Consider the following 13,616-nt stretch of genomic DNA (forward strand, 5'->3'; position numbering starts at 1 on the left):
TTGCGGGAGTGTCCGCGGCATGGATGCCGCGGCCAAGCCCCCAGGGACGGGTTTACGGCGTCTCCCGCAACCGGACCCACCCGCCTACCCACGGATAGCCAGCTTTTGCCGTTGACGTTGATTCGGCAGGTGCAGGGCTGCAAGCCCTGCCGCCCCCCTACCTGCGCGGCGCGAGCTGCTCGAGCATTTCCCAGGACTTCAGCCCGCGCGCGCCCAGGTGATGGGCCAGCACCCGCCGCATCGGCAGGCGCAGGCTGGCCAGATCGGCCGCATTGGGCTCTTCGTCGGCCGCAAGGGCCAGCAGCGCCGAGCCAGTGGCCGCCGCCCGGCGCTCCCCGCCACGCTCGCTCAGCAGGCGCTGCGCCCCTTCCTGCGGGTCCAGCTCGTAGCGCGCCGCCGGGTCGATCGGCTGGCCATCACTGGCACTGTCCAGCTCGAAACCCAGGCCCAGCGCGGACAACAGTTCGCGTTCGAAACGGCGCAGGGTCCAGGCCAGGCCGGCACCGACCGCCAGCCGCGCGCGTGCCTCACCGTAGGCAAGGTACAGCTCCGGCAGCGGGTCCTGGCGCGGGGCCAGGCGCAGGGTCAGTTCACTCAGGTAGAAGCCGGCCAACATCGCCTGGCCGACCAGGCGTGGTGCGGCATCCAGCGCCTCGGCACCCCGCAACTGGGCCAGTTCACCCCGCTGCTGGGCACTGAAGCGGATCCACTGCAACGGCTGCAGGGCGGCGCGCAGCACCTGGCCCTTGGCGGTGGACACGCCACGCGCCAGCAGGCCGATACGGCCATGCTGCGCGCTCAACACTTCGACCAGCAGGCTGGTCTCGCGGTAGGCCCGTGCGTGCAGCACGAAGCCGGTGTCGTCCTCGATCATCATCGAAGCGACCGTCGCGGCTTATTCGTAGCCGAAGGCCTTCAGCGCGGCCTCGTCGTCGGACCAGCCTTCACGCACGCGCACCCAGGTTTCCAGGAACACCTTGGCCCCGAACAGACGCTCCATCTGCAGGCGGGACTTGGCGCCGATCTCCTTCAGGCGGGCGCCGCCCTTGCCGATCACGATGGCCTTCTGGCCCTCGCGCTCGACCCAGATCACCGCACCGATGCGCAGCAGGTTGCCATCCTCGGTGAAGCGCTCGATCTCGACGGTGGTTGCGTACGGCAGTTCCTCGCCGAGCTGGCGCATCAACTGCTCGCGCACCAGTTCACCGGCCAGGAAACGCTGGCTGCGATCGGTGATCTCGTCCTCGCCGAACATCGGCGGGGCTTCCGGCAGCAGCTTCAGCACGTCGCGCACCAGCGCTTCCAGGCCGTTGCGCTTCTGCGCCGAGATCGGGTGCACGGCGGCGAAATCACGACCTTCGGTCACCTGCTGCAGGAACGGCAGCAGCGCGCCCTTTTCCTTCAGGCGATCGATCTTGTTGACCACCAGCACGACCGGGATGCCGGCGTCGCGCAGCACGTTGAACGCCAGGCTGTCCTCTTCATCCCAGCGACCGGCTTCGATCACCAGCAGGCCTGCATCGACGCCTTCCAGCGAGCCACGCGCGGCGCGGTTCATCACCCGGTTCATCGCCCGCTTCTGCACCTTGTGCAGGCCGGGGGTGTCGACCAGCACCAGCTGGCCTTCCGGATAGGTGGCGATGCCCAGCAGGCGATGGCGCGTGGTCTGCGGACGGTTGGAGACGATGCTGACCTTGGCGCCGACCAGGGCATTGGTCAGGGTCGACTTGCCCACGTTCGGGCGGCCGATGACGGCCACGCTGCCGCAATGATGGGGAGTTTGTTCGCTCACTTGGAATCCAGTTGTTCTAGGACGGCCGCAGCCGCCTGTTGTTCGGCAAGCCGCCGCGAGGCGCCTTCGCCCTCGGTGCTGGCGGCCGGGTCGGCTACGCTGCAGCGTACCCGGAAGTGCTTGGCGTGGTCGTCACCGGATTCTGACACCAGTTCATACTGCGGCAACGCCTTCTGTCGGGCCTGCAGCCATTCCTGCAGGCGGGTCTTGGGGTCCTTCTCGGGCCGGCCGGAGGCCGGCAGTGCCTCGATCGAAGCGCTGAACCAGGGCAGTACCACCGCCCGGCAGGCCTCGAAGCCGGCATCCAGGTAGATCGCAGCCACCACGGCTTCCACCGCGTCGGCCAGGATCGAATCACGACGGTGGCCGCCGGACTTCATTTCTCCCGGACCCAGGATCAGTCGATCGCCCAGTTCCAGGGTGCGCCCGATCACCGCCAGCGCGCCTTCACGCACCAGCTCGGCGCGGGCACGGGTCATCGCGCCTTCGTCAGCCTTGGGCCAGCGCTGGTACAACGCCTCGGCCGCCATCATGTTGACGATGCTGTCGCCCAGGAACTCCAGGCGCTCGTTGTGTGGCGCACCGGCACTGCGATGCGTCAGCGCCTGCTTCAGCAGCGCCGGGTCGCGGAAGGGATGACCGATCAGGTCACCACGTTGGAAAGGTTTATTCGGCACCGCTTCGGGTCAGGTCCTGGGATGAATCGAATTTGCCAACCACGTCCAGGTTGCCGACCAGCGGACGGCGCACTTCGTAGTTGACCTTGAGGGTCCAGCCATTGTCGCGGCGGTCGAACTTCACGTTGGCCGGCTTCACGTTTTCCGAGTAGTTGATGTACAGCCGCTTGAAGAACAGATCCTGGATCCGGGCCGGTTCCATGCTGCCCACACCCGGCTCGTTGGCCAGGCTCTTCATCGCCGAGCGCACCGCGTAATACTCCTGGTACATCGGGAACAGCTTCATGCCGATGTAAAGGAAGAAACCGACCACGATCAGGACCGCCAGGAACGAGGTCAGGGTCATGCCACGCTGCGTGTTCATCGTCTTCATTGCGTTCTCCCCAGATACGCGTTGGATGTGAAAATACTCGGTTGATGCCCGATCAGTTGATGCTCGAGCCGATCCGCGACGGCTCGAAGCCATCCTTGCAGAACCAGCCCTGGCAGTTCAGCCAGATCAGGAAGGCCTTGCCGCGCAGGTTTTCTTCCGGCAGCAGGCCCCAGAAACGGCCATCGTCGCTGTTGTCACGGTTGTCGCCCATCACAAGGTACTTGCCGGCCGGCACGGTCCACTGGCCCTGGCCACGCGGATAGTCGGTCTCCAGCACGGTGTGGGTACGACCCGGCAGGTGTTCGACCAGCAGGTTGGCACCCTCGCCCTGGCCCTTGTGGCCTGCATAGATGCCCTTGTTGTCGTACTTCAGCGGTTCGCCGTTGAGGATCACGCCGTCGCCTTCGAAGACCACGGTGTCGCCCGGCACGCCGATGACGCGCTTGATGAAGTTCTCACCCTTGGCCGGATCGTTGTCGCTGTGGCCGGGGAAGTGGAACACCACCACGTCGCCGCGCGACGGCTCGCCAAACGGCACGATCTTGGTGTTGCTGATCGGCAGGCGCAGGCCGTAGGAGAACTTGTTGACCAGGATGAAGTCGCCGATCAGCAGGTTCGGCATCATCGAGCTGGACGGGATCTTGTACGGCTCGGCGATGAAACTGCGCACGATCAGCACGATCGCCAGCACCGGGAAGAACGCACGCGAGTAATCCACCAGCACCGGCTCGGAGTCGAGCAGGCCCGCGCGCTGGGCGCGACGCTTGGCGAGGTACAGCTTGTCCGCGAGCAGGATCAGGCCCGAGGCCAGGGTCAGCACGACCAGGAGGATCTCAAACAGTTTCATTCAGGGTCCTTTGCAACGTCACCAGACGACCGGCCCCGCAGGGCCGGTGCGGGCCTTACTTGTTGTCCATCTGCAGGACGGCCAGGAACGCTTCCTGCGGAATCTCCACGCGTCCGACCTGCTTCATGCGCTTCTTGCCTTCCTTCTGCTTTTCCAGAAGCTTCTTCTTGCGCGAAACGTCGCCACCATAGCACTTGGCCAGCACGTTCTTGCGCATGGCCTTGACCGTGGTGCGGGCGATGATCTGCGAGCCGACGGCGGCCTGGATGGCCACGTCGAACATCTGGCGCGGGATCAGGTCCTTCATCTTCTCGCACAGCTCGCGGCCACGTCGGTCAGCGTGGCTGCGGTGCACGATCAACGACAGCGCATCGACCTTGTCACCATTGATCAGCACGTCCACGCGCACGAACGGGCCTGCGTCGAAGCGCACGAAGTGGTAATCGAGCGAGGCGTAGCCGCGGCTGACCGACTTCAGCTTGTCGAAGAAGTCCAGCACCACCTCGGCCATCGGCAGCTCGTAGCTGATCTGCACCTGGCTGCCCAGGTAGTTGATGCCGATCTGGCTGCCGCGCTTTTCTTCGCACAGCTTGATGATGTTGCCGATGTACTCCTCGGGGGTGAGCACGTTGGCGCGGATGATCGGTTCGCGGATTTCCTCGACCTGGTTCACCGCCGGCAGCTTGGCCGGGTTGTCCATGTTGATGATCGAGCCATCGGTCTTCAGGACCTCATACACCACCGTCGGCGCGGTGCTGATCAGGTCCAGGTTGTATTCGCGCTCCAGGCGCTCCTGCACGATTTCCATGTGCAGCATGCCCAGGAAGCCGCAGCGGAAGCCGAAGCCCATCGCCTCGGAGCTTTCCGGCTCGAAACGCAGCGCGGCATCGTTCAGGCGCAGCTTGTCCAGCGCTTCGCGCAGGTCCGGGTAGTCTTCGGCATCGACCGGGAACAGGCCGGCGAACACGCGCGGCTGCATTTCCTGGAAGCCCGGCAGCGGCTTCGGCGCCGGATCGCCGGCCAGGGTGAGGGTGTCGCCGACCGGCGCGCCATGCACGTCCTTGATGCTGGCGGTGACCCAGCCCACTTCACCGGCACGCAGCGCCGGCAGCACCTTGCGCTTCGGCGTGAACACGCCGACGTTGTCGACCTGGTGGTTGCGGCCGGTCGACATCACCTGCAGCTTGTCACCGGCCTTGATCTCGCCCTGCATCACGCGCACCAGCGACACCACGCCGAGGTAGTTGTCGAACCACGAGTCGATGATCAGCGCCTGCAGCTTGTCGGTGTCGCGCGGCGCCGGCGGCGGAATGCGGTGCACGATCGCTTCCAGCACGTCCTGCACGTTGAGGCCGGTCTTGGCACTGACCGGCACGGCGTCGGAGGCATCGATGCCGATCACGGCCTCGATCTCGGCCTTGGCGCGCTCGATGTCGGCGGTGGGCAGGTCGATCTTGTTGATCACCGGCACCACTTCCAGGCCCTGCTCCACGGCGGTGTAGCAGTTGGCCACCGACTGGGCTTCCACGCCCTGCGCCGCATCGACCACCAGCAGCGCGCCTTCGCAGGCGGCCAGCGAGCGGCTGACTTCATAGGAGAAGTCGACGTGGCCGGGGGTGTCGATGAAGTTCAGGTGGTAGGTCTGCCCGTCCTTGGCCAGGTACGGCAGTGACACCGACTGCGCCTTGATCGTGATGCCACGCTCGCGCTCGATCGGATTGGAATCGAGCACCTGCGCTTCCATCTCGCGGGCCTGCAGGCCACCGCAGAGCTGGATGATGCGGTCGGCCAGCGTGGACTTGCCGTGGTCGACATGGGCGATGATGGAGAAGTTGCGGATGTTCCGCATCGAATCAGAAGACATAGGTGGCGGCGGCGCGCGGCGTCGTCAGGGTAACGGTCGATTATCGCACGCCCAGCGCCCGGCCGCGAAAACCGGCTGCCGGGCACCGGCCCGGAACGACCGAAGCCCCGCCGGGGCGGGGCTTCGGGGGAGGCCCAGGGGCCGCCGGAGCGGCCCCGGCAGGCCCTACTGGCCGGCCTTGACCGCCACGAAGGCGCTGTTGCCATTGGCCGTGCGGACCAGCAGCATGACCACGTCGTCCTTCTTGAAGCTGGACAGCGCCCGGTTCAGGGCATCCACACTGCCGACCGCGACGCGGCCGACCTGCAGGATCACCATGCCCGGCGACAGGCCGGCATCACGCGCCGCCTGGCCCTTGACCCCGGTGATGCGCACGCCTTCGTTGCCGTTGAGCCCGAACTGCTTGCGCTGAGCTGCGCTCAGGTCGCTCACGTCCAGCCCCAGCAGGGCATTGGCCCCGGTCTGCGGCGCCGCCTCGGCACCGCCGGCCGACGGCCCGCGGGCACTGGCCTGCCCGTCTTCACTCAGGGCGGTCAACGTGGCACTGAGGTCATGCGGCTTGCCGTCGCGGTACACCACCAGGTTCACCTTGCTGCCCGGCGCCATCGCACCGATCAGCGGCGGCAGGTCGGACCAGCTGTTGACCGGGCTGCCGTTGACCGAGCGGATGACGTCGCCCACCTGCACGCCGGCCTTGGCGGCCGCACTGCCGGCCACGATCTGGTTGACCAGGGCGCCACGGCTGTCCGGCAGGCCCAGGCCCTGCGCCTTCAGCGAATCGATCGGCTCCACGACCGCGCCGAGCTGGCCGCGGGTGACCTTGCCGCTCTTCTTGATCTGCTCCACCGCGCTCATCGCCAGGTCGATCGGGATCGCGAAGCTGATGCCCATGTAGCCGCCGGACGCGGAGAAGATCTGCGAGTTGATGCCGACCACTTCGCCGCGGGTGTTCAGAAGAGGGCCACCGGAATTGCCCTGGTTGATCGCCACGTCGGTCTGGATGAACGGCACATAGCGCTGGTCGGGGCCACCCGTACTGCGGCCGACGGCGCTGACCACGCCGGCGGTGACAGAATGGTCGAGGCCGAACGGCGAGCCGATCGCGACAACCCACTGCCCCGGCTTCAGGCTGTTGGAGTCACCCACGCGCACGGTTGGCAGGTTCTTCCCGTCGATCTTCAGCAGGGCGACGTCGTACTGCTGGTCGCTGCCCACCACCTTGGCGGTGAACTCACGGCTGTCGCCCAGCTTGACCTTCACGTCACTGGCGTCGGCCACCACGTGGTAGTTGGTCAGCACATAGCCATCGGGCGAGATGATGAAGCCCGAGCCCATGCCACGGCCCTTGATGCTGGGGCCACCGTCTGGCCCACCCGGCCCCTGCCCCGGCATCGGGAAGTCGGGACCAAAGAAGCGGCGGAAGAACTCCGGCATGTCATCGTCGCCCATCGGGCCGCGCGCGGCCTGGCGGTTGTTGCGGACGATGGTGGTATCGACGTTGACCACGCCCGGGCCGACCTGTTCGACCAGGTTGGTGAAGTCGGGCAGGCCACTGACCAGCGGCTGCGCCGGTGCCCGCGCGGCCGCGGCTGGCGCGGGCTGGGTCTGCGCGACGGGCGCCGGCGCCTGTGCGCAGGCCACCAGGGGAAGGGTCAGGGCCAGCAGGCCAATGGCCTGCGTGCGGAGTCGGGGAGTCATCGGACGGCAACCTCCGGGTCGGGTGGAAAGAGGAATACGGGCCCCGCCGACGGCGGGGCGTGAAGGCGCCCGGCTCAGTCGCGCGGGCGCGGCGGCACCGGCAGGTCATCCTGCAGGCGCGGCTCGAACGGATAGAACGCGGCACTACCGGCGTGGGCCGGGAAGCTGGCATTGAGCGCGCCGCCAGCGGTGGGCGCCAGGCTGGAGCGCGGCCATGGCCGGGCCTGCAGCCCGCTGACCTCGCCGAACGGCAGGTTGCGGTTGGCCGGCACGGTCGGGGTCAACGGTGCCTGCACGGCCGCGATGGCGCGCTGCGAAGTGTCGTCGCGCTGGGCGGCACGCGCGGCCTGCTGGCTGCGCGTAGCGCTGGCACGGCGGGCGTCCTGGCGGCGGCCCGCCGCGGCCATCGCTACGGCCGGCGCAGCAGCCACGGCCACCGCGGCCGTGTCCACCGAAGCCTCGGTGACTGGGGTCGGCGCGGCCGGTGCCAGTTCCGCCTGGCTGGCGATCACCTGCGGCGCCAGCGGTTCACCCGGCGTCGCCTCCTTCAATTTCTCGCCGCCGATGAACAGGGCGACCGCGGCGACCGATGCGGCCAGCGCAGCACCGCCGCCCCAGGCGCGCCAGCCACTGCGACGCACCTGGCGACGCGGCTCGGCCTGCGGCGTCGGCTCTGCCGCAATGGCGGCCGCAACGGCGGCACTGAAGCCGGCCGGTGCCAACGCCGGGGCCTGCCCGCGCATCACGTCGCCCAGCAGCTGCCAGCGCTCCTGGCAGCCGGCCAGTTCGGGGTCGTGTTCCATCCGGCGCAGCAGGAAGCGCGCTTCATCGGCACCCAGCTCGCCATCGACCAGGGCCGACAGCTGCTCGCGATGGCGCTGGTCCAGGCGCTGCCCGGCGGGCGATTGATGGTTCTGCGATTCGTTGAACGGATTACTGGTCATACGCGGCTCTTCTCACGGGTGGCGCTGCCGATGTCCAACAGCGGCCGGAGTTCGGTGTCGATCGCCTCGCGCGCCCGGAAGATCCGGGAACGCACGGTGCCGATCGGGCACCCCATCTTCTGCGCGATATCCTCGTAGCTCAGGCCTTCCACCTCGCGCAGGGTGATCGCCGACCGGAGTTCCTCCGGCAGCGCGTTGACGGCCTTCATGACCGTCTGTTCCAGCTCCTGGCGCATCAACTCGCGCTCGGGCGTGTCGGTGTCCCGCAGGCGGGTACCGCTGTCGAACTGCTCGGCGTCACCGATGTCGATGTCATCGGTCGGCGGACGACGATTGTGTGAAGCCAGGTAGTTTTTGGCGGTATTCACGGCGATTCGATGCAACCAGGTTGAGAACTGGGCATCGCCACGGAAACTCCCGATCGCGCGGTAGGCACGGATGAAAGTGTCCTGGGCGACGTCCTGACATTCGCTCCAGTCGGCGATGTAGCGACCGACCAGGGCCACGACCCGATGCTGGTACTTGCGCACCAGGACATCGAACGCGGCACTCTCGCCGTGCTGCACGCGCCGGACCAGCTCCAGATCCAGCTCCTGAGGTGTATCAACATCGGCCATGAGGGGCCGCACTCCTGTCAGCCCAACCGACGTCGGGCAATGAGACTGCCAATCCCGGGAAAAGTTCAGTCGCCGATCACCTGGCGCCGCACCAGCTTTTAACCACCATTCGGTTAGCGTCCCGATCCACGGCCATGGATCCGGGGGCGCCACTCCCCTGCTATTGGGATTTGACGCGGGGGAAACAACCTCTGGATCATAGCCGCTTCTCCATACACAACCGGATGGAACGTCCATGCTCTCAGGCTTCGATGGTCTCCGCTTCAGCCACTGGCACCCCGAGATCCGCGACGACGGCGTGGTGGTTCTCTCCCTGGATCGCCAGGACAGCAGCGTCAATGCGATGTCGCAGGACGTGCTGCTGGAACTGGGCGACCTGCTTGAGCGCATTGCCCTGGACCCGCCCAAGGGCGTGGTCATCCAGTCGCTGAAGAAGGCCGGCTTCATTGCCGGTGCCGACCTGAAGGAGTTCCAGGAATTCGACCGTCGCGGCACCGTCAACGACGCGATCCGGCGTGGCCAGGCCACCTACCAGAAGCTGGCCGAGCTGCCCTGCCCGACCGTGGCGGCCATCCACGGCCACTGCCTCGGCGGTGGCACCGAGCTTGCCCTGGCCTGCCGCTATCGCGTGGCCTCCAATGACAGCAGCACCCGCATCGGCCTGCCGGAGACCCAGCTGGGCATCTTCCCGGGGTGGGGTGGCAGCGCCCGCCTGCCGCACCTGGTGGGCGCCCCGGCAGCGATGGACATGATGCTGACCGGCCGCACCCTGTCGGCCTCGGCCGCGCGTGGCATCGGCCTGGTCGACAAGGTGGTGGCACCGGCGGTGGTGCTCGACACGGCCGTTGCACTGGCGCTGTCCGGCACCACCCGCCCGTTCAAGCAGCGCGCCACGGCCTGGGCCACCAACACCTGGCTGGCACGCACGCTGCTGGCACCGCAGATGGTCAAGCAGGTCGCCCGCAAGGCGAAGAAGGACCAGTACCCGGCGCCGTACGCACTGATCAGCACCTGGCAGCGCAGTGGCGGCAAGCCGATCCAGGCCCGCCTGGACGCCGAGCGGCGTGCCGTGGTGAAGCTGGCCAGTACTCCGACCGCGCGCAACCTGATCCGTATCTTCTTCCTCACCGAACGCCTGAAGGGCCTCGGTGGCGGTGATTCCGGCATCCGCCACGTGCACGTGGTCGGCGCCGGCGTGATGGGCGGCGACATCGCCGCGTGGGCCGCCTACAAGGGCTTCGAGGTGACCCTGCAGGACCGCGAGCAGCGCTTCATCGACCCGGCCATGGAACGCGCGCAGGCGCTGTTCGCCAAGAAGGTGCGCGACGAGAGCAAGCGCCCGGCCGTGGCCGCGCGCCTGCGTGCCGACCTGGAAGGCAACGGCGTGGCCGAGGCCGACCTGGTGATCGAGGCAATCATCGAGAACCCCGAAGCCAAGCGTGCGCTGTACCAGACGCTTGAGCCGAAGATGAAGCAGGACGCCCTGCTGACCACCAACACCTCGTCGATTCCGCTGGTGGAACTGCGCGACCACATCCAGCGCCCTGCGCAGTTCGCGGGCCTGCACTACTTCAACCCGGTAGCGCAGATGCCGTTGGTGGAGATCATCCATCAGGACGGCATGGCGCCGGAGACCGAGCGTCGCCTGGCCGCGTTCTGCAAGGCGCTGGGCAAGTTCCCGGTGCCGGTGGCCGGCAGCCCGGGCTTCCTGGTCAACCGCGTGCTGTTCCCGTACATGCTGGAAGCGGCCACCGCGTATGCCGAGGGCATTCCGGGCCCGGTGATCGACAAGGCCGCGGTGAAGTTCGGCATGCCGATGGGCCCGATCGAACTGATCGATACCGTGGGCCTGGACGTGGCCGCCGGCGTCGGCCGCGAACTGGCGCCGTTCCTGGGCCTGCAGATCCCGGCCGCACTGCAGACGGTGGAACCGGACAAGCGCGGCAAGAAGGATGGCCAGGGCATCTACACCTGGGAGAACGGCAAGCCGAAGAAGCCGGACGTGGCCAGCGACTACCAGGCCCCGGCCGATCTGGAGGACCGCCTGATCCTGCCGCTGTTGAACGAGGCGGTGGCCTGCCTGCACGAGGGCGTGGTGGCCGACGCGGACCTGCTGGATGCCGGCGTGATCTTCGGCACCGGTTTCGCACCGTTCCGCGGCGGTCCGATCCAGCACATCCGTGCGGTCGGTGCCGATGCGATCGTCGAGCGGTTGAAGGCGCTGCAGCAGCGCCATGGCGACCGTTTCGCGCCGCGCCCCGGCTGGGACAACCCCGTCCTGCGCGAACCGGTGGTCTGAGTTCATCGGCCGGGCCTGCGGCCCGGCACCCGCAGAGGCAACGTCAAGTTCCACAGCAGAAGCCAGAGCCGGAGCAACAGCCGGCTCTGGCTTTTCTATTTGTTGGGCGGGGCGGTGTGGGCAGGCAGGACACGCCGTAAACCCGTCCATGGGGGCTCGATGGCGCCGTCCATGGCCCCAACGGTCCTGCCTGCCCACACCGCCCCACCCCTGACAGTTTCCCGGTAACGGTCGGTGAATCTCGATATCGGTGTGGATCACTACAAACTGATGGGTGTCGACCTTGCTCGTCACCAGGAGCGAAGCGACCGGCGTTTGATTTTGATTTTCTTTTTTCTTCTCCGTGGCTGGACGCACACGGAAACTGTCAGAGGCCGGGCGGGGTGGGTCCGCGGGGGTGTCCGCGGCATGGATGCCGCGGCCAAGCCTCCAGGGACGGATTCACGGCGTCCCCCGCGAACCCACCCCGCCCGGCCAAGCGCGGCTTTTGCTTTACGCAACCAACCCCACAGCCACGAGGGGCTGCGCCGTTGGCTGGAACACCCTGTTACCCAGACGGGGCATGTGCCCATCACAGCTGCATGCGATGCTCACCACCTGATCCCTGCCAGCGAGAATGCCCGCATGACCACCATCATCGCCCCGCGCGTGCACGACATCGGCGGCCTCGAAGTCCGTCGCGCCGTCCCCACCCTGCAGGCGCGCAGCATCGGCTCGTTCGTGTTCGTCGACCAGATGGGCCCGGCACTCATGCACCCCGGCACCGCCATCGACGTGCGCCCGCATCCGCATATCGGCCTGGCCACCGTCACCTACCTGTGGTCGGGCGCGATCGGCCACCGCGACACGCTGGGTTCGGATCAGGTGATCCGTCCCGGTGACGTCAACTGGATGACCGCCGGCCGCGGTATCGCCCATTCCGAGCGGACGCCGCAACCGGACCGCGACCATGACAACCCGATCCACGGCATGCAGACCTGGGTCGCGCTGCCGAAGTCGCACGAGGAAATCGAGCCGGCGTTCTACCACCATGCCGCTGCCACCCTGCCCGAGCAGCGTCGCAACGGCGCGTGGCTGCGGGTGATCGCCGGCCGTGCGTACGGCGAGGAATCGCCGGTGAAGGTATTCGCCGACACCCTCAACGTGGCAATCGATCTCGACCCCGATGCGGAAATCGATATCGACGACGGCCACCGCGAGCGCGCGTTGTACATCCTCGAGGGCGACGCGCAGCTGGATGGCGTGGATATTCCCGCGCAGCACCTGGTGATCCCCGAAGCCGGTGCACGCGGCCGCCTGCGCGCGAAGACGCCGGTGAAGGCGATGCTGTTCGGTGGCGAGCCGCTGGATGGCCCGCGCCACCTGTGGTGGAACTTCGTGTCGAGCTCGAAGGAGCGCATCGAGCAGGCCAAGCACGACTGGGAAGCCGGCCGCTTCGGCACCATTCCGGGCGACGACAAGGAATTCATCCCACTTCCGCAGTACTGAACATCGCGTGTTGCACACATCTGAAGGTGTATCCCTGCACCCGGCGTTGACGCTACAGTCACCCGCTGATCATTGAAATGTGACATAAATCACACTTTCGACCGTCAAAGGAGTGCAACACATGAGCATGGGTAAACGCTTGTCCGCCGAGTTCCTCGGCACGTTCTGGCTGGTTCTGGGTGGCTGTGGCAGTGCGGTGCTGGCCGCCAAGTTCGGTGGCGACGGCAATCCGCTGGGTATCGGTTTCCTCGGCGTGGCGCTGGCCTTCGGCCTGACCGTGGTGACCGGCGCCTATGCGTTCGGCCATATCTCCGGCGCGCACTTCAACCCGGCAGTCAGCGTCGGGCTGTGGGCCGGTGGTCGTTTCCCGACCAGGGATCTGGTGCCCTACATCATCGCCCAGGTTGCCGGCGGCCTGCTGGCCGGCTTCATCCTGCTGCAGATCGCCTCCGGCGCCACTGGCTTCGCCATCGATGGCAGCCAGGCGGGTGCGTTCGCCAGCAATGGCTATGGCACGCTGTCGCCCGGCGGCTACAGCGTGGCAGCCGCCTTCCTGTGCGAAGTGGTGCTGACGGCGGTGTTCCTGATCGTGATCATGGGTTCCACCCACGGCAAGGCACCGGCCGGTTTCGCCCCGCTGGCGATCGGCCTGTCGCTGACCCTGATCCACCTGATCAGCATTCCGGTCACCAACACCTCGGTGAACCCGGCCCGCTCCACCGCCGTGGCCTTCTTTGCCGGCAGCGGAGCAGTCAGCCAGCTGTGGCTGTTCTGGGTCGCTCCCCTGCTGGGCGGCGCGATCGGCGGCCTGATCTACAAGTGGATCGGCAGCGACCGCTGATCCACGCGGCTCCCATTGCGGCCCACCCTCGGCCGCAATGGTTACTTCTGCAACCGCGAATTGTGCGATTGCTCACGTTCCGTTAAGGTTGAGTTGACCGTCCGTGCACATGCCGGATGGGGCGGCATCCGGGGATGGGATGCCACGGCCGCCGGCCCTGCTGGCGGAGCCAAACA

Annotated in this window: 12 protein-coding genes; 3 read left to right on the top strand and 9 right to left on the bottom strand. The window is 67.2% G+C overall.

Translation table 11 applies throughout. The annotated features are described in order from the left end of the window. Positions 1–157: 157 nt before the first annotated feature. From recO to rpoE, 9 genes are all read right to left on the bottom strand, one after another. On the bottom strand, positions 158–877 hold the full coding sequence (recO, locus tag VG566_RS18445) for a DNA repair protein RecO (protein ID WP_032959000.1): 720 nt from the start codon (positions 875–877) through the stop codon (positions 158–160). A gap of 18 nt (positions 878–895) precedes the next feature. Then, positions 896–1,792: a GTPase Era gene (gene era, locus VG566_RS18450; RefSeq protein WP_005410599.1), complete on the bottom strand. Its 897-nt coding sequence runs from the start codon at positions 1,790–1,792 to the stop codon at positions 896–898. Beyond that, positions 1,789–2,469 carry a ribonuclease III gene (gene rnc, locus VG566_RS18455; RefSeq protein ID WP_241884312.1) on the bottom strand — a complete coding sequence of 227 codons (681 nt, stop codon included), beginning with the start codon at positions 2,467–2,469 and terminating at the stop codon, positions 1,789–1,791. The genes era and rnc overlap by 4 nt, the downstream gene beginning before the upstream one ends. Beyond that, positions 2,459–2,842 carry a DUF4845 domain-containing protein gene (locus VG566_RS18460; protein ID WP_014647998.1) on the bottom strand — a complete coding sequence of 128 codons (384 nt, stop codon included), beginning with the start codon at positions 2,840–2,842 and terminating at the stop codon, positions 2,459–2,461. The genes rnc and VG566_RS18460 overlap by 11 nt, the downstream gene beginning before the upstream one ends. Positions 2,843–2,894: 52 nt before the next feature. Next, positions 2,895–3,689 (bottom strand): signal peptidase I, encoded by a 795-nt coding sequence (lepB, locus tag VG566_RS18465; RefSeq protein ID WP_014038087.1) that lies wholly within the window; start codon positions 3,687–3,689, stop codon positions 2,895–2,897. Positions 3,690–3,744: 55 nt separating this feature from the next. After that, entirely contained in the window at positions 3,745–5,538 is a 1,794-nt protein-coding gene (gene lepA, locus VG566_RS18470; RefSeq protein ID WP_032958997.1) for a translation elongation factor 4, read from the bottom strand. Between the two features lie 180 nt (positions 5,539–5,718). Further along, entirely contained in the window at positions 5,719–7,251 is a 1,533-nt protein-coding gene (locus VG566_RS18475; protein ID WP_014648000.1) for a DegQ family serine endoprotease, read from the bottom strand. 74 nt (positions 7,252–7,325) lie between these two features. Next, a complete protein-coding gene (locus tag VG566_RS18480; RefSeq protein ID WP_049405576.1) occupies positions 7,326–8,195 on the bottom strand; it encodes a sigma-E factor negative regulatory protein in 870 nt (289 codons plus the stop codon). Further along, the gene (gene rpoE, locus VG566_RS18485; RefSeq protein ID WP_014038091.1) at positions 8,192–8,812 is read right to left on the bottom strand and encodes an RNA polymerase sigma factor RpoE; all 621 of its coding nucleotides are present in this window, start codon (positions 8,810–8,812) and stop codon (positions 8,192–8,194) included. The genes VG566_RS18480 and rpoE overlap by 4 nt, the downstream gene beginning before the upstream one ends. Positions 8,813–9,047: 235 nt before the next feature. On the opposite strand from rpoE, the gene VG566_RS18490 reads away from it, so the two are divergent. From VG566_RS18490 to aqpZ, 3 genes are all read left to right on the top strand, one after another. Further along, positions 9,048–11,111, top strand: a complete 2,064-nt coding sequence (locus tag VG566_RS18490) for a 3-hydroxyacyl-CoA dehydrogenase NAD-binding domain-containing protein (RefSeq protein WP_241884311.1) — start codon at positions 9,048–9,050, stop codon at positions 11,109–11,111. Between the two features lie 624 nt (positions 11,112–11,735). Then, positions 11,736–12,599, top strand: a complete 864-nt coding sequence (locus VG566_RS18495; protein WP_005410608.1) for a pirin family protein — start codon at positions 11,736–11,738, stop codon at positions 12,597–12,599. Positions 12,600–12,720: 121 nt separating this feature from the next. Then, positions 12,721–13,440: an aquaporin Z gene (gene aqpZ, locus VG566_RS18500; RefSeq protein WP_014648003.1), complete on the top strand. Its 720-nt coding sequence runs from the start codon at positions 12,721–12,723 to the stop codon at positions 13,438–13,440. Positions 13,441–13,616: the final 176 nt, after the last annotated feature.

This window comes from Stenotrophomonas sp. CASM114, assembly GCF_049384325.1.
GTDB lineage: Bacteria > Pseudomonadota > Gammaproteobacteria > Xanthomonadales > Xanthomonadaceae > Stenotrophomonas > Stenotrophomonas muris.